Raw genomic sequence first — 20,774 nt, 5'->3', positions numbered from 1 at the left:
CAGGCGAGACTTGAAATAGACGGCGTGTTGGCCGATATGCGGGGCCAGACCCGGCGCCCAGGGTGGCGCTTCAAAACTCCAAGGCAAAGATGACCGACGAAACCAGCAAGACTGAGGACACATCGGCCGAGGCCAACGCGCCCGAGACCAATACCGAGGATACCGTCGCAGAGGCGGCAACAGCCGCCGCTTCGGAGGCCGAGAGTGCTGCAGAACCCGAAGTCGACCCGATCGAGGCGCTGAAGGCGGAGAACGCGGATCTGCGCGACCGCGTGCTGCGCTCGGTGGCCGAAATGGAAAACCTGCGCAAGCGGACCGAACGCGAGATCAACGATACGCGCTCCTATGCCATCGCCGGCTTTGCCCGCGACATGCTGACGGCGACCGACTCGCTGAGCCGCGCGCTGATGGTGCTACCGCAGGAAGCGCGCGAGAGCGCCGACGCGACGATGAAGTCGCTGATCGAAGGCATCGAGATGACCGAGCGCGAAATGCAGCGCCTGCTCGGCAAGCATGGCGTGAAGCCGATCGAGGCCGAAGGCCAAAAGTTCGATCCGCACAAACATCAGGCGATGTTCGAAGTGCCCGATCCGACCAAGCCCGAGGGCACGGTGGTTCAGGTGGTGCAGGCCGGCTTCGCCATCGGCGAGCGCGTGCTGCGGCCCGCGATGGTCGGCGTTGCCAAGGGCGGCACCGCCGCTGCGGCCCCCGATGACGAGGGTATCGACAAGAGCGTCTGACGCGCCGGCTGGAACGACCAGCGCCGAACGGTTCAAGGGCGTCCCCGAGGGGCGCCCTTTTGCTTTTTCGGAATGTCAGCTAGCACTTGAGAATGGATGACAGCCTCTACGACCGGCCAGAACTCTATGACCTGATGTCGCCCGCGGACGCCGTGTGGACGCGGTTCTATGTCGAGCTGGCAAAGGCGCGCGGCGGACGGGTACTGGACCTGGCCTGCGGGACCAGGCGGTTCACGCTGCCGCTGGCGCAGGCGGGGCTGGACGTGACAGCAGGCGATCTGTCGGTACCGATGCTGGAGCGGGCCCGCGCCGAGGCCCGGGCCACAGGCGTCGCAATCGACTTCCACCAGCTCGACATGCGGGATTTTTCGCTCGAGGGCCGCTTCGAGAGCATCATCCTCGCCGCCAATTCGATACTACACCTCCATAGCCCTGACGATTTCGCGGGGTTCTTTTCATCCGTTTCCCGTCATCTGGCGCCCGGTGGGCAGCTGATCTTCGACGCCTTCGTGCCCAGCGTCGGCATGCTGTCGCGATCCCCCACGGAACGGCATCCCGTCGGCGCGTTTGGCGTGGGCGATAATGCGGCGAGGGTCGAAGAGACGATCCACTACGACCCCACTTCCCAGGTCAGTCATGTGGAGTGGATCTGGAGCCGGGCCGACGCGCCCGACTTCTGGCGGCACCGGCTCGACATGCGCCAGATCTTTCCGCAGGAAATGCCGGTGCTGCTGGCTGCGCATGGGTTCACACTGCTGCAGCGCTATGGCGATTTCGACGGCTCCCCGCTGAGCGCCAAGAGCCGGCGTCAGATCTGCGTGTGCGGCGTCGCTGGATGAATCAGGGTATGACTGCGGGTTCCGCAGGCAGCGCTTCGCGCGCCGCGTCGCGGCTTATGCAGAGCGCGATCCGGTTGAAGCTGGCGGGATCGGCGAGATCGTCGAGGGCCTGCTGGTCGTAGCCGGCACCGATGGCGCCGATCGCTTCGAGATCATAACCCTGCCCGGTCGCTGCGTCGGTGGCCGCGGTGGCGAATCGGCCGGCCATGGCCTCGAAATCCTGCGCCTGGGCGAGATCGCCCGAATCATAGGCGTCGGTCATCAGCCAGTAGAGCGTGCTGGCGCACCAGAAGAGTTCTGCCGCATCTTGAGAAAGTACCGCGTCGTCTGGGGCGGTAACACGCGGTTCGACCATGACGGCTTCGGCATGGGCGGTCACAGGCATGGCGAAGAGCAGCGCCGCGACGACCAGCCGGGCCGCGCGCCGCGCCATTCAGGCGATCTCGCCCGTGGTGATGCGGGTGACGCCGGCCGCGCCGAGATCGGCCCAGGCCTTGTCGAGCGAGCCATTGGAGTCGATGGCGCGGGTCGCATCTTCGATGATGAAGGTTTCAAAGCCCGCTGCGACCGCATCGAGCGCCGTCCAGGCGACGCAGAAATCCGTCGCCAGCCCGACGACGAAGACGCGGCCGAGACCGCGCTCGCGCAGATAGCCGGCGAGGCCGGTCTTGGTGGTGCGATCGGCCTCCTGGAAGCCCGAGTAGGAATCGACGGACGGATTGTAGCCCTTGCGGATGATCAGCTGAGCGTGCGGCAGGTCGAGTTCTTCGGCGAACTCGCCGCCATGCGTGCCCTGCACGCAGTGATCGGGCCAGAGCACCTGCGGCCCGTAGGGCAGATCGATGAGATCGAAGGGCGCATGGCCGGGATGCGAGCTGGCAAAGGAGATGTGGCCGGCCGGATGCCAATCCTGGGTCATCACCACATTGGTGAACTTGCGGCCGAGGCCGTTGATGAGCGGAATGACCGCATCGCCATCGGCGACGGCCAGATTGCCGCCGGGCAGGAAATCATACTGCACGTCGACGACGAGCAGCAGATCGTCGGGGCGGGGTGTGATGGCCATTGGCGGGTCTCCTCGTCGGACGGCGTTATTGCCCGATCAGGGCTGAGCATTCCTGAAACGAATAGTCCGGCTTGCCTGTTCCGGAGACGATGGCGCGGGTGACCGCAGCCGTGACGTCGCGGCGGTGCCGGGCGAGCGAATCGTCGTCATAGCCGGATTCAAGCAGGATCGGGATGGCGCGCTGCAACAGCAGGCGGCTGCCCTCGACATAGATCTGGGCGGCGGCGGCGCGCTCGTCATCGGGATCGGTGGGGACGTCGCGAGTCATCACCTCGAAGGCGATGCCACACCAGAAATCGCGGCTGGCGGTGGCCGGCAGCTGCTGGGCCTGGGCTGCAGGCAGGGCGAGTGCAAGAAAAGCGAGGACAGTGGGGATACGTAAAGTGGGCATGCGGTTCCGAAAAACGCGGCAGCGGAAGGCCCTGTTAGAGCATAAGCCGTTGCAAAGCCACAAGCCCGCCACCACATGCAGTTGGCAAGGGATGTCCACCCTTCATTCGGGCGGCGCTTTTTAGAGGGCAGGAGCGCTTGCAGGGTTCGGACCCCCCTCCTATATAGCCCTCAACGGCCCGTGACCGGGTCAAATCGCGTAAACACACCAAGAGGAACCCGAACCCTCTACCAGAGGGCAAGGAACTGCCGGACGGGGTTCTATCCGGGTTCGCTAGGAAAGAGGCTAAGCATGGGTAAAGTTATCGGTATCGACCTCGGTACGACCAATAGCTGCGTCGCCGTCATGGACGGTTCGTCGCCTAAGGTCATCGAGAATGCGGAAGGTGCACGCACCACGCCGTCGATGGTTGCATTTTCCAAGGACGGTGAGCGTCTGGTTGGCCAGCCGGCCAAGCGTCAGGCTGTCACCAATCCCGAAGGCACGCTGTTTGCCGTGAAGCGGCTCATTGGCCGGCGCTACAAGGATCCGATGGTCGACAAGGACAAGGGTCTCGTGCCCTTCAAGATCGTCGAAGCGGACAATGGCGACGCCTGGGTCGAGGTCGACGGCAAGAAGTCCTCCCCGGCAGAAGTGTCGGCGATGATTCTGACCAAGATGAAGGAAACCGCCGAAGCCTATCTGGGTGAGAACGTCACCCAGGCAGTGATCACGGTTCCCGCCTACTTCAACGATTCGCAGCGTCAGGCGACCAAGGACGCCGGCAAGATTGCCGGTCTCGAGGTCCTGCGCATCATCAACGAGCCGACGGCTGCTGCGCTGGCCTATGGTCTCGACAAGAAGAACACCGGCACGATCGCGGTCTATGACCTCGGTGGCGGCACCTTCGATATCTCGGTGCTCGAGATCGGCGATGGCGTGTTCGAGGTGAAGTCCACCAATGGCGACACCTTCCTCGGCGGTGAAGACTTCGACATGCGTCTGGTCGACTACCTGGCCGACGAGTTCAAGAAAGAGCAGGGCATCGACCTGCGCGGCGACAAGCTGGCGCTGCAGCGGCTGAAGGAAGCGGCGGAAAAGGCCAAGATCGAGCTTTCGAGCGCGACCCAGACCGAAATCAACCTGCCCTTCATTACCGCTGATGCCTCCGGCCCGAAGCATCTGACGCTGAAGCTCAGCCGTTCGAAGCTCGAGCAGCTGGTTGAAGACCTGATCGCCCGCACGGTCGAGCCGTGCAAGAAGGCGCTCAAGGATGCCGGCGTCTCGGCCAGCCAGATCGACGAAGTCGTGCTGGTCGGCGGTATGACCCGCATGCCCAAGGTCGTCGAGACGGTGAAGCAGTTCTTCGGCAAGGAGCCCCACAAGGGCGTGAACCCTGACGAAGTGGTTGCCATGGGCGCCGCCATCCAGGCCGGCGTGCTGCAGGGCGACGTCAAGGACGTGCTGCTGCTCGACGTGACGCCGCTGTCGCTGGGTATCGAGACGCTGGGTGGCGTGTTCACCCGCCTGATCGACCGCAACACGACGATCCCGACCAAGAAGTCGCAGACCTTCTCGACCGCCGAAGACAATCAGTCGGCCGTGACCATCCGGGTGTTCCAGGGTGAGCGCGAGATGGCAGCGGACAACAAGTCGCTGGGCAATTTCGACCTGACCGGCATTCCGCCGGCACCGCGCGGCGTGCCGCAGGTCGAGGTGACCTTCGACATCGACGCCAACGGCATCGTCAATGTGTCCGCCAAGGACAAGGGCACCGGCAAGGAGCAGCAGATCCGCATCCAGGCTTCCGGTGGTCTGAGCGACGACGATATCGAGCGTATGGTCAAGGAAGCCGAGGCCAATGCCGATACCGACAAGAAGCGTCGTGATGCGGTGGAAGCCAAGAACCAGGCCGAAAGCCTCGTCCATTCGACCGAGAAGTCGCTGAAGGATTACGGCGACAAGGTTTCGGACGAAGACAAGCTGGCCATCGAGACGGCCCTGAATGATCTGCGCAACGTGCTCGAGAGCGACGATGCGGAAATGATCAAGCAGAAGTCCAACGCGCTGGCTGAAGTGTCGATGAAGCTGGGCGAGGCCATGTACAAGGCCAGCCAGGCTGAAGCCGAGGCCAAGGCCGAAGGCGCTGCCGAGAGCGACGCAGCCGATGACGATGTCGTCGATGCCGAGTTCGAGGAAGTGAAGGACGACGACAAGAAGTCGGCCTGACGCCCAATTTACCATGATCACGAAAAGCCCGGCCCGTGCCGGGCTTTTCTTTGCGCCGCGCATTGTGCCCAAAGCGCGGGCGTTTCACGTGAATCCACGCCAGGTGACGGCTCTCAACCTTCGCGATGAAGCCGTAAATCTGCCGCAACCGATGCGCAGAAGCCGGGCGGAACACCGGCCACGCCAACCGCGCCGGTGAAAGCCCCTGTCAGCAGCAGGGCGGCCCGGGCCTCGCGCCGGGGCAGACGTGCATACGAAAGGACCATCATGTCATCGGTAGACGTTCGGGGGCTCGCCGAAAGCGCGGGGCTTCAGCCGGAGGCATCCGATACCGGCCCGCTGGACCGGCTGGATACGGACATGGCGCATGTGCTGCGGGTGCTCGCCGATATGAGCGGCCTGCCGCTCGAAAAGAGCACGATCACCGAGGCGCGGGCTCAACCGACCCTGCAGTCGGCGCTGAGCCGGATCTTGCGTAACCCGCCGGCGGAGACGGGTGTGGCAATGGAACTCGGCACGATCCCGGACGGCGCGAGCACGCTGCGCACGCGCATCTATACGCCGGACGGCACGGCGCCGAGTGGCGGACGGCCGGTGGTGCTCTATCTGCATGACGGCAGTTTCGTCACCGGCGAGCTCGACCAGGTGGACGGACAGGCACGGCAGATAGCGCTGCGGTGCGACGCGGTCGTCGTCGCGGCGCATTACCGCCAGGCACCCGAATTCAAGTTTCCCGCGGCGCATGAGGACGCGACGACGATCTGGAAGTGGTTGGTGGAACACGCCAGCAATCTGGGCGGCGACGAAAAGCGACTCGCCGTCGTCGGCGAAGGCTCTGGCGGCAATCTGGCGCTCGCGCTGGCGCTGCAGGCGCGCGCCGATGGCGACCAGATGCCTATGCACATCGGGCTCGTGACCCCGATGGCGAGCATGCGAGATGACCTGCCCTCCCATCTCGAGATGGCCGGCGGCACGCCGTTCAACAGCGCGACGCTGACCTGGGCGACGCGGCGGCTGTTCGCCGACGAAGCGGAAGCCCGTGACCCGCGGATGAACCCGGCCGGGCGCAGTGATCTCGCCGGTCTGCCGCCCGTCACACTGATCCTTGCCTCGGCCGACCCACTGCGTTCCGAAGGCGAAGCGCTGGGCAAGGCTCTGCAGGGCGCGGGTGTGCGGGTGGACCAGACGATCTTCGAGGGCGTGACCCACGGGTTCTTCGGTTTGCACCGGGTGGTCACCAAGGCGCTGTTTGCCCAAACGCAGCTGGCGCGCAACCTCAAGGCCGGTTTTGCGGCGCCGCTGCCGAAAATCACCAACTGAGGGCATTTGGCCCCGGGGTTTCATCGCTCAGGCGGGTTGCGATAGGTTGTCTCACGCGCTCGCTATGGTAAGAGCCCCCATCCATACCTATCTAGACCGGATGCCTGCGACGGGGGCTGCGGGCGAACGGAGATTTGCCGATTGGCGAAACGTGATTTCTACGAAGTTCTCGGTGTGCCGAAAGGCTCCGATGACGCTGCGCTGAAGAGCGCCTACCGCAAGCTTGCGATGCAGTACCATCCTGACCGGAATCCGGGCAATGATGAGGCTGAACACAAGTTCAAGGAGATCAGCGAAGCTTATGATACGCTGAAGGACCCGCAGAAGCGGGCAGCGTATGACCGGTTTGGCCACGCCGCTTTCGAGCAGGGCGGTGGCCGCGGACCGGCGGGCTTCGGACCGGAATTCTCCTCGTCGATGTCCGACATCTTCGAGGATATCTTCGGTGACTTCATGGGTGGCGGTGGTGGCGGACGCGGACGGGGTGGACAGAGCCGGCTGCGCGGCTCGGACCTGCGCTACAATCTCGAAATTTCCCTCGACGAGGCCTTTACCGGCCAGACCGTCGATATCGACGTACCGACGCTGGCCGCCTGTGACACCTGCGAAGGCACGGGCGCCAAGCCGGGCACCGGCATGTCGACCTGCCGGCATTGTAACGGCCAGGGCAAGGTGCGCGCGGCGCAGGGCTTTTTCACCATCGAGCGGACCTGCCCGGTGTGTAACGGGCGCGGCCAGATTCTCGAGCAACCCTGCACCGATTGCGGTGGCCAGGGCCGCCGCCAGCAGAACCGTACGCTGAGCGTCGACATCCCCAAGGGGATCGAGGACGGCACCCGCATCCGGCTGGCCAATGAGGGCGAGGCGGGATTGCGCGGCGGACCGCCGGGTGACCTTTACATCTTCATTTCACTGAAGCCGCACGACCTGTTCCATCGCGACGGCGCCGACCTTTACGCGCGCGTCCCGATCGCCATGACGACGGCGGCGCTTGGCGGCGAGTTCGAAGTGCCGACGCTCGACGCGGCACGGGCGCGGGTGAAGGTGTCGCCGGGCACCCAGCCGGGCCAGCGCGTGCGGCTCAAAGGCAAGGGCATGCCGATCCTGAGGTCCAAGGACTTTGGCGATCTTTATGTGCAGCTCGACGTCGAGACACCGCAGAGCCTGACCAAACGGCAGCGCGAGTTGCTGGAAGAGTTCGACCGCGAATCCACCCAGGACAATTCGCCGACCTCGGACGGGTTCTTCGACAAGCTCAAGAAGATGTTCGAAGGCTGAGCCGCGCTCAGCCGCTCGGCATCAGCGCCGGTTCCGGATTGTCCACCTCCCAGGCAATCAGCGTGCAGCTGTCGGGCGACGCCAGCGCCTCGGCGCTTTGCAGGAGGTGAGCGACACCGTCCGATGCCGTCGGTTGCGACAGCATTGCCGCCGAAAAATCTGCGGCAGCGTCAAAGGGGGCCGTCGGCAGTTCCTGAATGCCGTCGGTCACGAGCACGATGATGGTCCGACCCTGCCGCAACTCGCGGATGCCGGTCGAAAAGCAGGCCGGCGCACCGGCAACGCTGGTCCGCTCACCGATCCATTCGAAGAAATTGCGCGTCGTCAGCGTATACTGCCCCAATCGCGCGAGCTCTGGATGCAGCAGATAGAGCGTCGCGTCGCCGATCGACAGCCAGAGCAGGTGCTTGCCGGACTGGTAGCAGATCAGACAGGCGGTCTCACCCCGAACCGCCGCCATCCGGCGCGTGACGTCCGGGCTGGTGAGGAGCGTGATCAGGTCCCGCTGCAGCGCCGTGAACCGCCCGGCGTCGACGGCGGAACAGATGGCGCGCAGATCGGATCTCGCCTCCTCGAACACTGCCAGCACCGCATTGACACTTTCGCTACTGGCGTGCCCGTCGAGGATGACGGCGAACGTCCAGTCCTTCTCGCTCCAGACGAGGGCCCCGTCTTCGTTCTTGCCGCTCGTGCCGCCATACCGACCCAGGGTCGCCCGGTGCTGCCTGGTGATCACCGGCGCACTGAGGCACGGTTCAAGGCTGCCGCTCCACACCAGAGCCATGCCCTCTTCCGTCTCCGGTTCGTCTCCCATCACGCGGCCTCCTTCGCGTTTCAGTCTCGCTTCGCACGCCGCAGCCGAAAAGACAGGCGCAAAGATCTGCGGCTTGGCCTTGCAACCATCGCATGGGCACAGCACGTTTGCCTCAGAGTTCTGGATTGGGAGAGGTCATGACCACCGCCATCACGCTTTGCGGCTCGATTCGCCCGGGTTCGGTCAACGAAATCCTGCGTCAGCACGTGTCGCAGAAGCTGCGCGAAGCGGGGGTGGAGGTTGCCGATCTCGACCTCGCGGAGTTCGAGATGCCGCTCTACCACGAACATCTGGAACCCGACCACGTGCCCGAAAGCGCCGGTCGGCTGGCCGAGGCGTTTCGGACCCATGACATCTGTTTCATTGCAACGCCGGAGTATAACGGCGGGCTGCCGCCGCTGATCGTCAACACCATCACCTGGCTCAGCCGGCAAAAGCCGAGCCCGTTTCGCCACCCGGTGTTCGGCATTGGCGGGGTGAGTTCGGGAAAGTATGGCACCATATGGGCCCAGTCCCACCTGCGTGACACGCTGTCCAAGATCGGCGGGCTGGTGGTGCCGACACTGCTCGGGGTCGGGCCGCATAGCGAGGCCTTCGACGATGGCGCACCGGTCGAATCCTCGATCAACTACAAGGTCGGGCAGATGGTGAAAGAGCTGACGCATTTTTCGCGCGGCGGAATCTGAGCCGGCACTGAAAATGTGATCGGCGGGCTTGGCGGGTTTGGACGTCCGCGCACGCCCCAAGAGAACAATCGGCGAACGGGCACTGTACGCCTAGCCTTCGCCGCCAGCCGAATCACCCTGCAACCAAGCGTCGACGCGTCCCGGAGCGCCCAACTGTCGCAACAGAACTTATCCACCGGCCCGGTGGATAAGTGTGGGGATAAAGACGCTTGGCATTCCGCCTTCGTTCACGGCGCGCCCCTGCACGACGCGAAATTGTGATCGGCTCCCAGGCCTCTAACCACCCGAAAAGATCTGAACCTGCAGCCCTCTGTCACGTTGGTCTGGCACACACTAGAGGAGACACAAGATGACCGACATCTCCAAAGCCAAGATCGCCATTCTCGCCACTAATGGTTTCGAGAAATCCGAGCTGTTCGAGCCCAAGAAGCAGCTCGAAGCCGCTGGCGCCGATGTCACCGTGATTTCGCTGGAAGCCGGCGAGATCAAGAGCTGGGACAAGACAGACTGGGGCGAGACGATTGCCGTCGACAAGACCCTGTCCGAAGTGCGCACCAGCGATTTCGACGCCCTTGTGCTGCCCGGTGGGCAGATCAACCCCGACCTGTTGCGGGTCGAGGCGAAGGCCGTCGCCTTCGTCCGCGAGTTCTTCAACTCGGGCAAGACGCTGGCCGCCATCTGCCACGCCCCGTGGCTCTTGGTGGAGGCCGACGTGCTGCGCGGCCGCAATGTCACCTCCTACCCGTCGATCAAGACCGACGTGATCAATGCCGGCGGCAAGTGGGAGGATAGCGAGGTCGTCGTCGACCAGGCGCTGATCACCTCGCGCAATCCGGGCGATATCGATGCCTTCGTCAAAAAGATCATCGAGGAGGTCCGTGAGGGCCGCCACGAACGCAAGGCCGCCTGATCGGGCCGCAGATGAAGTGAACAGGGGCGGTCTTCGGGCCGCCCTTTTTCATGCGCTAGCGCGCAGTGTCGGGCTTGGCGGGATCCCAGTCCTCGAGCCCGAAGAGCTCCATCGCATCGTCGAGTGCGGCGCGCAGCTGGTCGAGGCGAGTGGCGTCGGCGGCTTCCAGCACCCGCAACCGGCTCGGCCCGGCCTGGGGGACGCGCGCCAGCAGTTCGGCACCTGCATCCGTGAGCCCGACCATACGGGCGCGGCGATCGCGCGGATCGGTGCGGACGATGACCAGCCCCTTGCGGCGAAGTTCATCGATCGCCTGCCCCAGCGTTGCGGCATGCATGACCAGCGCCTTGCGCAGCGCGGCCAGCGGCAGCATGGGACGCTCGGCGCAGATCTGCAGCACCGAAAGTTGCAGACCGGTGATGCCATGCTCGCGGCGCAGCTGGGCGTTGAACGCCTCGAGCGCACGATCGAGTCGCACCCAGGCGACGAAGGCGGAGAGCGCCTGCTGCTGCATGATGACCCTTTCGGCGAATCGGAAGCCCGACGCTATGGCGGCATAGCATCGCCCGCAAGCTTGCCCGGATGCGGCGAATATGCGAGCAAGCGAAAACCCAGGAGACAGCAATGGCCGGCACACTGATCGTCGCACTCGACCTCGACAGCAGGGAGGCGGCCGAGACGTTGATCGACCGGCTGGGCGATGCTGTCGACTTCTACAAGATCGGCTATCAGCTGTTTTACGGCGGCGACGGACTGGCATTGGGCAAGGCGCTGCTCGCGGCCAAGAAGCGCGTGTTCTTCGATCTCAAGCTGCTCGATATCGACAATACGGTGGAACGTGGCGTGGCGGCGATCGCCGGCACCGGCGCCACCATGCTGACGGTTCACGCCTATCCGCAATGCATGCGAGCGGCGGTGAAGGGCGCTGAAGGGACTGACCTTTCCATTCTCGGGGTTTCGGTGCTGACCTCGATGGACGACGCAGATGTGGCCGAGGCGGGTTTTGCGCGGGACACATCCGGTCTGGTGACGCTGCGCGCCGGACAGGCGCGTGATGCGGGGATCGGCGGGCTGGTCTGTTCGCCGCATGAGGCGGAGATGGTGCGCGGCATCGTCGGGCTCAAGATGCAGATCGTGACGCCGGGCATCCGGCCAGCCGGCAGTGCCGTAGGCGACCAGAAGCGCGTGATGGGCCCCGCCGATGCCATCGCGGCAGGCGCCAGCCATCTCGTGGTGGGGCGGCCGATCACTGCGGCGCCGGACCCGGCAGCTGCCGCACGTTCGATCCTCGACGAGATGCACAATCGCGGCACGCGGGTCGCCTGAGCGGACGTCGCCCTTTCCCGCCAGCGCCGGGACGGGTATGACGCAGGGCAAAGACGGGGACGGTAATGGCTGAGCTGAGAGTTGCGATCGCGGGTGCGGGCGGGCGAATGGGTGGCGCCAATGTGCGCGCCGTCGCCAAAGCCAATGGCATGGTGGTGGCCGCCGCGTTCGAGCGCGACGGCTCGCCGCTCGCCGGACGCGACGTGGGCGAGGTCGCCGGGATCGAGGCGCTGGGCGTGACGATCTCCACCGATCCCGCCACGGCGCTCGACGGCGTCGACGCGATCATCGATTTCACTGCGCCGGCCTCGACGGTTGCACTGGTGCAAGCCGCCGCCGCCCGCGGGCTGATCCATATCATCGGCACCACCGGGCTGAGCGCGGATGACGAGGCGGCCATTGCCGACGCGGCCAATGCGGGTGCCCGGATCGTCAAGGCCGGCAATTTCTCGCTGGGTATGAACCTGCTTATGGGCCTCGTGAAGCAGGCGGCCGCGGCGCTGCCCGATTTCGACGTCGAAATCCTCGAAATGCACCACAACCGCAAGGTGGACGCGCCCTCTGGCTCGGCGCTGATGCTGGGCGAAGCTGCGGCGGAGGGCCGTGGCGTCGATCTCGCTAGCCAGTCGGTGCGGGTGCGCGACGGGCACACCGGGGCGCGCGAGGCCGGCAAGATCGGCTTTGCGACGCTGCGCGGAGGCAACGTCATCGGGGATCACACCGTTATCCTAGCAGGACCGAGTGAACGGCTTGAACTCGGCCATATCGCCGATGACCGGTCGCTGTTTGCCGAAGGCGCGGCGCGCGCGGCGCTCTGGGCCGCCGACAAGCCTGCGGGGCTTTATTCAATGGCCGACGTGCTCGGCTTCACCAAAAAGGAAAGCTGATGAGTGGAACGCTGATCCTCGTCCGGCACGGACAGAGCGAATGGAACCTCAAGAACCTGTTCACCGGCTGGAAGAACCCGGGCCTCACGGAAAAGGGCATCGCCGAAGCCAAGGCCACCGGGCAGAAACTGAAGGCCGCCGGCTATGTGCCCGACGCCTATTTCACCTCGGCCCTGAAGCGGGCGCAGCACACGCTGGACCTGATGCTCGAGGAGATGGACATCGAAGACGTGACCATCGTGCGCAACAAGCTGCTGAACGAGCGCGACTATGGCGATCTGGCCGGGCTCAACAAGGATGACGCGCGGGAAAAATGGGGCGACGAGCAGGTGCATATCTGGCGCCGCAGCTTCGACACGCCCCCGCCGGGCGGCGAAAGCCTGAAGGACACCGCGGCGCGCACCCTGCCCTATTACGAGGCCGAGATCCTGCCGCTGCTGAAACAGGGCAAGACGGTTCTGGTCGCAGCGCATGGCAATTCGCTGCGTTCGATCGTCATGGACATCGAAAGCCTCAGCCCCGACGAAATCCTGAAGCGCGAGATCGCGACCGGCGAACCGGTGATCTACAAGATCAGCGGCGACGGCAAGCTGGAAGAGACGGTCGAGATCTGAGGGCTCAGCCCCCCGTGACCCCGCTCTCCCAACCGAGAATGGCGCGTTTGCGGGGGAGGCCCCAGTGGTAGCCGGTGAGGGCGCCGCTTGATCCGACGACCCGGTGGCAGGGCACGACGAAGCTGATCGGGTTCTTGCCGACCGCGGCGCCGACCGCACGCGCGGCGGTCGGGCGGCCGATGTGGCTGGCGACGCTCTGATAGGTGGTCGCGCCACCCACCGGGATGCGCAGCAGGGTCTGCCAGACCTGGACCTCGAAATCCGTGCCGATCAGTACCACCCGGACCGGCTGGTCCGGGTCCCAGCGGGCAGGATCGAAGACGCGGGCGGCGATCGGCGCCACCGCTGCATCATCGCGGCGATAGCTGGCGCCCGGCCAGCGATCGCGCAGATCCTCGAAAGCGCGCTGTACGCTGATCTCGCCGTCGGCGAAGCCGATGCCCGACAGGCCATATTCGGTGGTGGTGAGCACCGCCGTGCCGAAGGGTGACGGCGCCACGCCCCAGACCATTTCGATCCCTTCGCCGCGATTGCGCCAGACACCGGGCGGCATGGCCTCGTGGGTGACGAACAGATCGTGCAGCCGCGAGGTCGAGCTGAGGCCGACCTCGAAGGTCGTATCGAGCACCGACTGGCGTTCGGCGAGGAGGCGCTTGGCGTGATCGAGCGCCACCGCCTGGGCGAAGCTCTTGGGGGTCAATCCGCACCAGCGCCGGAAGAGTTCGGTCAGCTGGCGCTCGGTGAGGCCGAGCGCCCGGGCAAAACGCGGCAGATCGACATCATCGGCCGGCGTTTCGCTGAGATAGGCGATCGCGGCGCGGACGGTTTCGTAATCGGAATTGGCGACGATGGACTGGTGCTGGGTCATGATGGCGCCACTCTAGGCGTGGCAGAGGCCACGCGGCGACCCGATTTTTACGCGGTCGCGCGGCTCAGCGGCGCGCGCGCTTCAGCGCCGTGCCGAAGACCTTCGAGAAGCTCGATTTCTCGTCGTTGTTCAAAAACGCGCCGATGACCACATCTCGATCGGCAGTGCGCAGGTGGAGGCCCGTCGTCTTCTCGTTGATGTCGCGATCGACGACGAGCTTGACGATATTGGGGTCGAAACGCGTCAGCACTTCGCTGCCCTTGCCGTCGACCTGCTTCAGTTCGAGCTGGTCGGGCCAGAGCGTGACGGTCTCATAGCGCTGCCCATCGCGCATCGAGGTGGACAGCGCCCACCAGATCAGCAGCACGTCGAGGCCCATGAAGCCGACGATCGGCCAGGCGCCGAGCGAAAAGAAGATGATGCCGGGAATGGTCGCGAGCACCGCAATCGCGGCCACAACGATCCGCAGCCCCTTGCGCCCGAGCGAGCGGTTGGGGGTGAGTTTGGCTGCAAACAGCGGTCTGGCTTGCGTTTGTGTCGACATCGCAGGCAACACTATAGGCCCAGAATCGGAAGTTCGGAAATGGCGCGACAAAATTTGAAGAGAATGCCACGAGCCGATGTAGACGCGATCTTCGGCGCTTTTGCGGCGGCGATGCCCGAACCCAAGGGCGAGCTGGATTACGTGAACCCGTTCACGCTGCTGGTGGCGGTGGTGCTGAGCGCCCAGGCGACGGACGCCGGCGTCAACAAGGCGACGCCGGCGCTGTTCAGCGTGGCCGATACGCCGGAAAAGATGGTGGCGCTCGGGGTCGACGAAATCGAGCAGCGGATCAAGACGATCGGGCTGTTCCGGACCAAGGCCAAGAACGTCTTCGCCCTGAGCGAGCGGCTGGTCGCCGACTTCGACTCGCAGGTGCCACGCGACCGCGCGGCGCTGGAAAGCCTGCCGGGTGTGGGGCGGAAGACGGCCAATGTGGTGCTCAATATCGCCTTTGGGGAAAAGACCATCGCCGTCGACACGCATCTGTTCCGGGTCTCCAACCGGACCGGGCTCGCGCCGGGGAAGACGCCGCTGGCCGTCGAAGAAGGTCTATTGAAGGTGGTGCCGGACGCCTATCTGCTGCACGCGCATCACTGGCTGATCCTGCACGGGCGCTATGTGTGCAAGGCGCGGACGCCCGAGTGCTGGCGCTGCGTGATCAGCGAATGGTGTCGGTTCACGCCCAAGACGCCCGAGCCCAAGGCGAGCAAGCGAAAGCCGGCGGTTCAGACGCCGTAGCCGCGCGCCATGGCCGCAGCGAAGATGGGGATGCAGGCAAATGCGGCGAGCTGCACCCACAGATAGCGGCGCTGCGCCATCAGCGCGCCGGCCGCCACCCGATAGTGCGGGTCGGCCTTGCGGGCGCGGGCCCAGCGGATGATGGCGATGGTGGGCGGCACAGTGGCGAGCCCGACGATTCCGAAAGCGGCCATCTTGCTCCAGAAGGCCCAGTTGGCCGCATAATAGTCCCAGCCGCTGCCGCCGTAGATCACCCGGAGTACGCCGACGACGATGATCAGGCCGGCAACCGCCCCATAGGCCCGATCGATCATCACGAGACGGCGAAGGCCCTGATCGTCGAGGCCGGGGCGCAAAAGCAACCATTCGGCGGCAAAAATGGCCACGACGGCGAAGACGGCCAGGTGGTGGGCGATGGCAAGGCTCAGATCCAGCATGGTGTTTCGGCCGATTGCACTGCGGCCGTCCCAATGTTAACAGCGTTCGCATCACTATTGCCGGAAGTATACATTGTCAACATCGCGCGACTATCACCATGGCGACCTGCGCCAGGCCCTCATCGCGACGGCGCTCGAGGCGCTGGAAGCAGAGGAAGGGAAGCAACTCTCGTTGCGCGAGCTGGCGCGGCGGGCCGGCGTGAGCCCGGCGGCGCCCTATCGGCACTTCAAGGATCTGGCGGCGCTGAACCGCGCGGTGGCGACGGATGGGTTCAAGCGCTTTCGCGCCGCGATGGAGCTGGCACGCGAGGAACATATCGCGCCACGCGAGCAGCTGGTCGCGATGTCCGACGCCTATGTCGGGTTTGCGCTCAAAACGCCGCAGCTGTTCAGGCTGATGTTTTCCGCCGGGCTCGGCACGGGGGAAGACCCGGCGCTGCGGGCGGCAGGCCAGGCCGCCTATGGCAGCCTCGCGGCGGTGGCGGGCCGTCTCGACCCCGAGGCCCCGGCCGAGGCGGCGCTCGAAGCCTGGGCGTTCGTCCATGGGCTCGCGATGCTGCTGCTCGATGGCCAGCTGCCCGGTGTCGGCATGGAAACGGCCGGTACCCTGGCCCGGCGGCTGTCGCGGCGGCGGCTGGAAGCCTATGGCGCGCCTTAGAAAGATTGCACGCGGGCAGCCGGTCCTTTATTGCCAGCGAGGTTTTTGACTTCACATGACAGGAATTCGGATGGCCGACACCCGGTTCGACGTCCTCACCATCGGCAATGCGATCGTCGATGTCATTGCTCCGATCGATGAGGGCTTTCTCGAACGTGAGGGCCTGAGCGAGGGCATCATGCACCTCGTCGACGCCGAGCGCAGCGCAGCGCTGTACGAGCAGATGCCGGACAGCAAGCGCCAGATCTCAGGCGGCAGCGCCGGCAACACCGCAGCGGGCGTGGCCGAGCTCGGTGGCAAGGCAGCCTTTGTCGGCAAGGTGGCCGATGACGAGCTTGGCGACGTCTTCGCCAATGACCTGAACCGCATCGGCGTCCACTACGGGGTCGAGCGCCTGCATGGCGGTGCGGCCACGGCGCGCTCGATGATTCTGGTGTCGCCCGGTGGCGAGCGGACGATGAACACCTATCTGGGCGCCGCGCACCAGCTGACCGTTTCCGACATCAAGGAAGACGAGATCGGCAGTGCCTTCGTCACTTATATGGAAGGCTTTCTGTGGGATCCCCCCGAGGCGAAGAAGGCGTTCGTCCATGCGGCGCATTTTGCCCACAAGCACGAGCGGGCGACGGCCTTCACGCTATCCGATCCGTTCTGCGTCAACCGCTATCGCGAGGAATTCCTCGACCTGATCCGTTCCAAGACCATCGATGTCGTGTTCGGCAATGTCGAGGAACTGAAGGCGCTCTACGACACCGACTTCCATAATGCCGTGCAGGCGATCGCCAAGGACGCCGAGCTGGCGGCCATCACCATGGGCGCCGATGGCGCGATGGTGGTCGACAATGGCGAGATCATCACCGTGCCGGCCTATCCGGTGCCGCATGTGATGGATGCCACCGGCGCGGGCGACCTGTTCGCCTCAGGGTTCCTGTTGGCCTATGCCCGCGGGCGCGACCACGAGACGGCGTTGAAGGCCGGCTGCCTCGCCGCCAGCGAGATCATCAGCCACTATGGCGCCCGGCCGGAACTCGACCTGAAAGAACTGATCACCGAGCACGAGATCGGGCTGTAGCCTCAGACCTTACGCAGCGCCACGCGCTCGATGCCGTGGCTGGTGCCCTTGGTGAGCACCAGATCGGCGCGGCCGCGGGTCGGCTGGATGTTCTCGCGCAGGTTGGGAACATTGATCTCGTCCCAGGCCCACATGCCGAAATTCTCGGCCTCGGTTTCGCTCATCTTGCTGAAGCGGTGAAAAAAGCTCGCCGGATCGGCAAAGGCGGTGACGCGCAGGCGTTTGAACCGCTCCATGAACCAGCGCCGCAGGTCGTCCTCGCTCGCGTCGATATAGATCGACAGGTCGATGAAGTCGGAGGCAAAGAGCACCGGCTTGCCGGTGCGCGGCAGCTCGCCGGGCTGCAGGATGTTCAGCCCCTCGACGATCAGGATGTCGGGCCGATCGACGGTGACACTCTCGCCCTGGACGATATCGTAGATGAGGTGCGAATAGACCGGCACCTCGACCTTGCCCTTGCCCGACTTGATGTCGGACAGGAACTGGATCAGCGCGGCGCGATCATAGCTTTCGGGAAAGCCCTTGCGATCGACGAGGTCGCGCTTGGCCAGCTCGGCATTGGGGAACAGAAAGCCATCAGTCGTCACCAGATCGACCTTGGGTGAACTCTTCCAGCGCGTCAGCAGCGCCTGCAGGATGCGCGAGGTGGTCGATTTGCCGACCGCCACCGAACCAGCAACGCCGATGATATAGGGCACCTTGCGGCCATCGGCGCCGAGAAAGCGGGTCGAGGCGTGATGCAGCTCCTGCGTCGCTTCGACATAGAGCGAAATCAACCGGCTGAGCGGCAGATAGATGTCCTCGGCTTCGACGAAGGAGATCGGATCGTTGAGGGCGCGCAGCCGCTCGACGTCTGCAGCCTCGAGCGTCATCGGCTCGTCGGCGCGCAGCGCGCTCCATTCGGCCTTGGTGAAGTGGTGATAGGGATCGAGCTTGGTGCGGCTCATACGCCGGTCCCCGGCTGGCGCGAGGCCTTTTCCTCGAGCCCGGTCTGCGCCGTGCGGCGTTCGAGCTCGGCCATGACCTCGTCGAGCGGCACATCGGAAGCGCGCAGCAAAACCAGCAGGTGATAGAGCACGTCGGCGGCCTCGGCTGTGGTGCCCTTGTGGTCGCGGATGGCGGCGGCGATCAGCAGTTCAGCCGATTCCTCGCCGAACTTTTTGGCGCAACGTTCGATGCCCGACTGCAGCAGCTTTGCGGTGTAGCTTTCGCTCGGGACGGCGGCGCTGCGGGTCGCGACGCGGGCGTCGAGATCGGCGAGGGTGAAGCTCATCAGACGGCCTCCGGGCTCGAAAAATCACTCAGGTCGTGGCGCATGGCGATGCCGGCGGCTTCCATATGTGCCTTGGCCTCACCAATCGTGTAAGTGCCGAAGTGGAAGATCGAGGCGGCGAGCACGGCACTCGCATGGCCCTCGGTCACCCCTTCCACCAGGTGGTCCAGCGTGCCGACGCCGCCCGAGGCGATGACCGGCACATGCACCGCGTCGGCTATGGCGCGTGTCAGTTCCAGATCGAAGCCGGACTTGGTGCCGTCGCGATCCATCGAGGTGACCAGCAGTTCCCCTGCCCCGCGCTCCACCATCTTTATGGCGAACTCCACTGCGTCGAGACCGGTCGGGTTGCGGCCGCCATGGGTATAGATTTCCCATTCGTCGCGATTGGCGCTGCCCGACGCTTGCACCAGCCGGCGGCGGGCATCGACCGAGACGACAATGCACTGGTCGCCGAACTTATCGGCGGCACGGGAAATGAAATCCGGGTCGTTCACCGCGGCCGAGTTGATCGACACCTTGTCGGCGCCCGCCAGCAGGAGCTTGCGGATATCCTCGAGCTTGCGGATACCGCCGCCGACCGTCACCGGCATGAAACAATGCTCGGCGGTCCTGGCCACGACCTCGAAAATCGTGTCGCGGTCTTCGTGGCTGGCTGTGATGTCGAGAAAGGTCAGCTCGTCAGCGCCGGCTGCGTCATAGGCGATGGCGGCCTCCACCGGATCGCCGGCGTCAATCAGGTCGACGAAGTTGACGCCCTTGACCACGCGGCCGTCCTTCACATCCAGGCAGGGAATGATGCGGGTCTTGAGGGTCATGGCCGGGCCTCCGGACGATTGCGATTGACGTTGGCTCGGTGCCAGCGGCCATAATTCACGGCGAGCGTCACTAACCAGATCGGCAGGCCGATGAAGGTCACCCAGATGGTGAGCGCCATCGCGATAAACGACCACGTGTTTATGCTCTGGATAGGCTCGGGACACTCCGACCCCATCTTGAAGTTGGGCGTGCAGCCGAAGAGCTGGCCCACCAGATTAGTCCACTCGAGCAGCAGGTAGGGCACGGCCGACGGCAAAACGATGAACGCCAGCCAGACCCAGTAGCCTATCATCGGGAACCGGGACTGCGCCGTCATGACCGTGACTCCGGATGTGGTGTGCGCAGTTTCGCGATTACGGCCATGGTGAGGCTCGCGAGCCAGAACACCGCAGCGAGTAGGAAGAGTGTCATCAGCAGGGTGGGGATGAGGTTGATGAGACTCAGCCAGCCCAGCAGTACAATCGGCACCAGCGCCAGCGCGTACCACCAGAGGTTCACGCGCTGGTCCAAGATGGGGCGGTTGGCGCTGCGTATCATTTGGCCGCCTTCAGCAGCGCAAGTGCTTCACGTGAATCAATGCGGCCATCGTAGAGCGCGCGGCCGGAGATGGCGCCTTCGAGGATCGCGTATTTCGGATCGGCCATGGTGCGGATATCGTCCATCGAGGCGAGACCGCCCGAGGCGATGACCGGGATGGAGACGGCTTCGGCCAGTTCCAGGGTCGACGGCCAGTTGATGCCCTTCAGGACGCCGTCGCGGTCGATGTCGGTATAGATGATCGCCGCGACCCCGGCGCCCTCGAAGCGCTTGCCGAGTTCGATGGCGCTGAGTTCGGAGGTCTCGGCCCAGCCCTCGACCGCCACCTTGCCGCCACGTGCGTCGATGCCGACCGCGACCTGTCCGGGAAACCGCTTCGCGGCCTCTTTCACGAGCTCCGGGTCGCGCACCGCGACGGTGCCGAGAATGACGCGGGCCAGGCCCTTGTCCAGCCAGGCTTCGATGTGGGCGAGTGTGCGGATGCCGCCGCCGAGTTGCACCGGGAAGTTCACCGACTTGAGGATCGACTCGACCGCGGCGCCATTTACGCTCTCGCCGGCGAAGGCGCCGTTGAGATCGACGACGTGCAGATATTCAAAGCCCTGGGTCTCGAACAGACTGGCCTGGGCGGCGGGATCGTCATTGAAGACGGTCGCCTGGTCCATGTCGCCAAGCTTGAGCCGAACGCACTGGCCGTCCTTGAGATCGATGGCGGGGAAGAGAATCATATGCTTGCGGTCCTAAGGCCG

Annotated in this window: 27 protein-coding genes; 13 read left to right on the top strand and 14 right to left on the bottom strand. The window is 64.8% G+C overall.

What is annotated here, in order from left to right; translation table 11 throughout:
- Window positions 1–89 precede the first annotated feature (89 nt).
- Both grpE and ACN0TK_RS08530 read left to right on the top strand, forming a co-directional pair.
- Window positions 90–740: a nucleotide exchange factor GrpE gene (gene grpE, locus ACN0TK_RS08535; RefSeq protein WP_417309053.1), complete on the top strand. Its 651-nt coding sequence runs from the start codon at window positions 90–92 to the stop codon at window positions 738–740.
- 92 nt (window positions 741–832) lie between these two features.
- On the top strand, window positions 833–1,579 hold the full coding sequence (locus tag ACN0TK_RS08530) for a class I SAM-dependent methyltransferase (protein ID WP_417309052.1): 747 nt from the start codon (window positions 833–835) through the stop codon (window positions 1,577–1,579).
- Window position 1,580: 1 nt separating this feature from the next.
- Here ACN0TK_RS08530 and ACN0TK_RS08525 read toward each other — a convergent pair whose 3' ends face one another.
- The 3 genes from ACN0TK_RS08525 to ACN0TK_RS08515 are packed head-to-tail and all read right to left on the bottom strand — an operon-like array spanning window position 1,581 to window position 3,036.
- Window positions 1,581–2,012: a hypothetical protein gene (locus ACN0TK_RS08525; RefSeq protein WP_417309051.1), complete on the bottom strand. Its 432-nt coding sequence runs from the start codon at window positions 2,010–2,012 to the stop codon at window positions 1,581–1,583.
- Window positions 2,013–2,645, bottom strand: a complete 633-nt coding sequence (pncA, locus tag ACN0TK_RS08520; RefSeq protein WP_417309050.1) for a bifunctional nicotinamidase/pyrazinamidase — start codon at window positions 2,643–2,645, stop codon at window positions 2,013–2,015.
- A 25-nt stretch (window positions 2,646–2,670) separates the two neighbouring features.
- A complete protein-coding gene (locus ACN0TK_RS08515; RefSeq protein WP_417309049.1) occupies window positions 2,671–3,036 on the bottom strand; it encodes a hypothetical protein in 366 nt (121 codons plus the stop codon).
- A 291-nt stretch (window positions 3,037–3,327) separates the two neighbouring features.
- Between ACN0TK_RS08515 and dnaK the strand changes: the two genes are divergently transcribed.
- The 3 genes from dnaK to dnaJ all read left to right on the top strand — a co-directional run bounded on the left by dnaK (window position 3,328) and on the right by dnaJ (window position 7,842).
- The gene (gene dnaK, locus ACN0TK_RS08510; RefSeq protein WP_417309048.1) at window positions 3,328–5,244 is read left to right on the top strand and encodes a molecular chaperone DnaK; all 1,917 of its coding nucleotides are present in this window, start codon (window positions 3,328–3,330) and stop codon (window positions 5,242–5,244) included.
- A 267-nt stretch (window positions 5,245–5,511) separates the two neighbouring features.
- On the top strand, window positions 5,512–6,564 hold the full coding sequence (locus ACN0TK_RS08505; protein WP_417309047.1) for an alpha/beta hydrolase: 1,053 nt from the start codon (window positions 5,512–5,514) through the stop codon (window positions 6,562–6,564).
- A 141-nt stretch (window positions 6,565–6,705) separates the two neighbouring features.
- On the top strand, window positions 6,706–7,842 hold the full coding sequence (dnaJ, locus tag ACN0TK_RS08500; protein ID WP_417309046.1) for a molecular chaperone DnaJ: 1,137 nt from the start codon (window positions 6,706–6,708) through the stop codon (window positions 7,840–7,842).
- Between the two features lie 7 nt (window positions 7,843–7,849).
- On the opposite strand, the gene ACN0TK_RS08495 is transcribed toward dnaJ, so the two are convergent.
- Window positions 7,850–8,656, bottom strand: a complete 807-nt coding sequence (locus ACN0TK_RS08495; RefSeq protein ID WP_417309045.1) for a protein phosphatase 2C domain-containing protein — start codon at window positions 8,654–8,656, stop codon at window positions 7,850–7,852.
- A gap of 137 nt (window positions 8,657–8,793) precedes the next feature.
- Between ACN0TK_RS08495 and ACN0TK_RS08490 the strand changes: the two genes are divergently transcribed.
- A complete protein-coding gene (locus ACN0TK_RS08490; protein ID WP_417309044.1) occupies window positions 8,794–9,342 on the top strand; it encodes an NADPH-dependent FMN reductase in 549 nt (182 codons plus the stop codon).
- Between the two features lie 349 nt (window positions 9,343–9,691).
- Window positions 9,692–10,252 carry a type 1 glutamine amidotransferase domain-containing protein gene (locus ACN0TK_RS08485; protein WP_417309043.1) on the top strand — a complete coding sequence of 187 codons (561 nt, stop codon included), beginning with the start codon at window positions 9,692–9,694 and terminating at the stop codon, window positions 10,250–10,252.
- A gap of 55 nt (window positions 10,253–10,307) precedes the next feature.
- On the opposite strand, the gene ACN0TK_RS08480 is transcribed toward ACN0TK_RS08485, so the two are convergent.
- Window positions 10,308–10,766: a MarR family winged helix-turn-helix transcriptional regulator gene (locus ACN0TK_RS08480; RefSeq protein WP_417309042.1), complete on the bottom strand. Its 459-nt coding sequence runs from the start codon at window positions 10,764–10,766 to the stop codon at window positions 10,308–10,310.
- A gap of 110 nt (window positions 10,767–10,876) precedes the next feature.
- On the opposite strand from ACN0TK_RS08480, the gene pyrF reads away from it, so the two are divergent.
- The 3 genes from pyrF (at window position 10,877) to ACN0TK_RS08465 (ending at window position 13,079) form a co-directional block, all read left to right on the top strand.
- Window positions 10,877–11,578 carry an orotidine-5'-phosphate decarboxylase gene (pyrF, locus tag ACN0TK_RS08475; protein WP_417309041.1) on the top strand — a complete coding sequence of 234 codons (702 nt, stop codon included), beginning with the start codon at window positions 10,877–10,879 and terminating at the stop codon, window positions 11,576–11,578.
- Window positions 11,579–11,643: 65 nt separating this feature from the next.
- Window positions 11,644–12,465 (top strand): 4-hydroxy-tetrahydrodipicolinate reductase, encoded by an 822-nt coding sequence (gene dapB, locus ACN0TK_RS08470; RefSeq protein WP_417309040.1) that lies wholly within the window; start codon window positions 11,644–11,646, stop codon window positions 12,463–12,465.
- Entirely contained in the window at window positions 12,465–13,079 is a 615-nt protein-coding gene (locus ACN0TK_RS08465) for a 2,3-bisphosphoglycerate-dependent phosphoglycerate mutase (protein WP_417309039.1), read from the top strand. Before dapB ends, ACN0TK_RS08465 begins: the two co-directional genes overlap by 1 nt.
- A gap of 4 nt (window positions 13,080–13,083) precedes the next feature.
- On the opposite strand, the gene ACN0TK_RS08460 is transcribed toward ACN0TK_RS08465, so the two are convergent.
- On the bottom strand, window positions 13,084–13,947 hold the full coding sequence (locus ACN0TK_RS08460) for a methylated-DNA--[protein]-cysteine S-methyltransferase (protein ID WP_417309038.1): 864 nt from the start codon (window positions 13,945–13,947) through the stop codon (window positions 13,084–13,086).
- Between the two features lie 64 nt (window positions 13,948–14,011).
- A complete protein-coding gene (locus ACN0TK_RS08455; RefSeq protein ID WP_417309037.1) occupies window positions 14,012–14,491 on the bottom strand; it encodes a DUF2244 domain-containing protein in 480 nt (159 codons plus the stop codon).
- 63 nt (window positions 14,492–14,554) lie between these two features.
- On the opposite strand from ACN0TK_RS08455, the gene nth reads away from it, so the two are divergent.
- Window positions 14,555–15,229 carry an endonuclease III gene (nth, locus tag ACN0TK_RS08450; RefSeq protein WP_417309036.1) on the top strand — a complete coding sequence of 225 codons (675 nt, stop codon included), beginning with the start codon at window positions 14,555–14,557 and terminating at the stop codon, window positions 15,227–15,229.
- On the opposite strand, the gene ACN0TK_RS08445 is transcribed toward nth, so the two are convergent.
- Window positions 15,217–15,666, bottom strand: coding sequence for a DUF2214 family protein (locus ACN0TK_RS08445; protein ID WP_417309035.1), 450 nt, complete (start codon window positions 15,664–15,666; stop codon window positions 15,217–15,219). The two genes, nth and ACN0TK_RS08445, sit on opposite strands and share 13 nt — an antisense overlap.
- 73 nt (window positions 15,667–15,739) lie before the next feature.
- On the opposite strand from ACN0TK_RS08445, the gene ACN0TK_RS08440 reads away from it, so the two are divergent.
- Together ACN0TK_RS08440 and ACN0TK_RS08435 are read left to right on the top strand one after the other, a co-directional pair.
- Entirely contained in the window at window positions 15,740–16,324 is a 585-nt protein-coding gene (locus ACN0TK_RS08440; protein ID WP_417309034.1) for a TetR/AcrR family transcriptional regulator, read from the top strand.
- A 70-nt stretch (window positions 16,325–16,394) separates the two neighbouring features.
- Window positions 16,395–17,396 carry an adenosine kinase gene (locus tag ACN0TK_RS08435; RefSeq protein WP_417309033.1) on the top strand — a complete coding sequence of 334 codons (1,002 nt, stop codon included), beginning with the start codon at window positions 16,395–16,397 and terminating at the stop codon, window positions 17,394–17,396.
- A gap of 2 nt (window positions 17,397–17,398) precedes the next feature.
- On the opposite strand, the gene coaA is transcribed toward ACN0TK_RS08435, so the two are convergent.
- Genes coaA through hisA form a run of 6 tightly spaced genes read right to left on the bottom strand, consistent with a single transcriptional unit; the run spans window position 17,399 to window position 20,753 of the window.
- A complete protein-coding gene (gene coaA, locus ACN0TK_RS08430) occupies window positions 17,399–18,343 on the bottom strand; it encodes a type I pantothenate kinase (protein ID WP_417309032.1) in 945 nt (314 codons plus the stop codon).
- On the bottom strand, window positions 18,340–18,669 hold the full coding sequence (locus tag ACN0TK_RS08425; RefSeq protein WP_417309031.1) for a phosphoribosyl-ATP diphosphatase: 330 nt from the start codon (window positions 18,667–18,669) through the stop codon (window positions 18,340–18,342). The genes coaA and ACN0TK_RS08425 overlap by 4 nt, the downstream gene beginning before the upstream one ends.
- Window positions 18,669–19,487: an imidazole glycerol phosphate synthase subunit HisF gene (gene hisF, locus ACN0TK_RS08420; protein WP_417309030.1), complete on the bottom strand. Its 819-nt coding sequence runs from the start codon at window positions 19,485–19,487 to the stop codon at window positions 18,669–18,671. The genes ACN0TK_RS08425 and hisF overlap by 1 nt, the downstream gene beginning before the upstream one ends.
- Entirely contained in the window at window positions 19,484–19,804 is a 321-nt protein-coding gene (locus tag ACN0TK_RS08415) for a hypothetical protein (RefSeq protein ID WP_417309029.1), read from the bottom strand. Before ACN0TK_RS08415 ends, hisF begins: the two co-directional genes overlap by 4 nt.
- Entirely contained in the window at window positions 19,801–20,025 is a 225-nt protein-coding gene (locus ACN0TK_RS08410) for a hypothetical protein (RefSeq protein ID WP_417309028.1), read from the bottom strand. Before ACN0TK_RS08410 ends, ACN0TK_RS08415 begins: the two co-directional genes overlap by 4 nt.
- On the bottom strand, window positions 20,022–20,753 hold the full coding sequence (gene hisA / locus ACN0TK_RS08405) for a 1-(5-phosphoribosyl)-5-[(5-phosphoribosylamino)methylideneamino]imidazole-4-carboxamide isomerase (protein ID WP_417309027.1): 732 nt from the start codon (window positions 20,751–20,753) through the stop codon (window positions 20,022–20,024). Before hisA ends, ACN0TK_RS08410 begins: the two co-directional genes overlap by 4 nt.
- Window positions 20,754–20,774: the final 21 nt, after the last annotated feature.

Origin of the sequence: Devosia sp. (assembly GCF_048261455.1) — a bacterium.
Classification (GTDB): Bacteria; Pseudomonadota; Alphaproteobacteria; order Rhizobiales; family Devosiaceae; genus Devosia_A.
This window is presented reverse-complemented; position numbering and strand designations above follow the sequence as displayed.

Coding starts and splice junctions, on each gene's coding strand:
- ACN0TK_RS08415 (WP_417309029.1), bottom strand. CDS start 19,804: ATGACGGCGCAGTCCCGGTTCCCGATGATAGGCTACTGGGTCTGGCTG.
- coaA (WP_417309032.1), bottom strand. CDS start 18,343: ATGAGCCGCACCAAGCTCGATCCCTATCACCACTTCACCAAGGCCGAA.
- ACN0TK_RS08495 (WP_417309045.1), bottom strand. CDS start 8,656: ATGGGAGACGAACCGGAGACGGAAGAGGGCATGGCTCTGGTGTGGAGC.
- ACN0TK_RS08505 (WP_417309047.1), top strand. CDS start 5,512: ATGTCATCGGTAGACGTTCGGGGGCTCGCCGAAAGCGCGGGGCTTCAG.
- ACN0TK_RS08460 (WP_417309038.1), bottom strand. CDS start 13,947: ATGACCCAGCACCAGTCCATCGTCGCCAATTCCGATTACGAAACCGTC.
- ACN0TK_RS08465 (WP_417309039.1), top strand. CDS start 12,465: ATGAGTGGAACGCTGATCCTCGTCCGGCACGGACAGAGCGAATGGAAC.
- ACN0TK_RS08455 (WP_417309037.1), bottom strand. CDS start 14,491: ATGTCGACACAAACGCAAGCCAGACCGCTGTTTGCAGCCAAACTCACC.
- ACN0TK_RS08480 (WP_417309042.1), bottom strand. CDS start 10,766: ATGCAGCAGCAGGCGCTCTCCGCCTTCGTCGCCTGGGTGCGACTCGAT.
- hisF (WP_417309030.1), bottom strand. CDS start 19,487: ATGACCCTCAAGACCCGCATCATTCCCTGCCTGGATGTGAAGGACGGC.
- pyrF (WP_417309041.1), top strand. CDS start 10,877: ATGGCCGGCACACTGATCGTCGCACTCGACCTCGACAGCAGGGAGGCG.
- ACN0TK_RS08515 (WP_417309049.1), bottom strand. CDS start 3,036: ATGCCCACTTTACGTATCCCCACTGTCCTCGCTTTTCTTGCACTCGCC.
- ACN0TK_RS08435 (WP_417309033.1), top strand. CDS start 16,395: ATGGCCGACACCCGGTTCGACGTCCTCACCATCGGCAATGCGATCGTC.
- ACN0TK_RS08485 (WP_417309043.1), top strand. CDS start 9,692: ATGACCGACATCTCCAAAGCCAAGATCGCCATTCTCGCCACTAATGGT.
- pncA (WP_417309050.1), bottom strand. CDS start 2,645: ATGGCCATCACACCCCGCCCCGACGATCTGCTGCTCGTCGTCGACGTG.
- ACN0TK_RS08445 (WP_417309035.1), bottom strand. CDS start 15,666: ATGCTGGATCTGAGCCTTGCCATCGCCCACCACCTGGCCGTCTTCGCC.
- ACN0TK_RS08425 (WP_417309031.1), bottom strand. CDS start 18,669: ATGAGCTTCACCCTCGCCGATCTCGACGCCCGCGTCGCGACCCGCAGC.
- ACN0TK_RS08410 (WP_417309028.1), bottom strand. CDS start 20,025: ATGATACGCAGCGCCAACCGCCCCATCTTGGACCAGCGCGTGAACCTC.
- ACN0TK_RS08490 (WP_417309044.1), top strand. CDS start 8,794: ATGACCACCGCCATCACGCTTTGCGGCTCGATTCGCCCGGGTTCGGTC.
- nth (WP_417309036.1), top strand. CDS start 14,555: ATGCCACGAGCCGATGTAGACGCGATCTTCGGCGCTTTTGCGGCGGCG.
- grpE (WP_417309053.1), top strand. CDS start 90: ATGACCGACGAAACCAGCAAGACTGAGGACACATCGGCCGAGGCCAAC.
- ACN0TK_RS08525 (WP_417309051.1), bottom strand. CDS start 2,012: ATGGCGCGGCGCGCGGCCCGGCTGGTCGTCGCGGCGCTGCTCTTCGCC.
- ACN0TK_RS08530 (WP_417309052.1), top strand. CDS start 833: ATGGATGACAGCCTCTACGACCGGCCAGAACTCTATGACCTGATGTCG.
- dnaK (WP_417309048.1), top strand. CDS start 3,328: ATGGGTAAAGTTATCGGTATCGACCTCGGTACGACCAATAGCTGCGTC.
- dapB (WP_417309040.1), top strand. CDS start 11,644: ATGGCTGAGCTGAGAGTTGCGATCGCGGGTGCGGGCGGGCGAATGGGT.
- hisA (WP_417309027.1), bottom strand. CDS start 20,753: ATGATTCTCTTCCCCGCCATCGATCTCAAGGACGGCCAGTGCGTTCGG.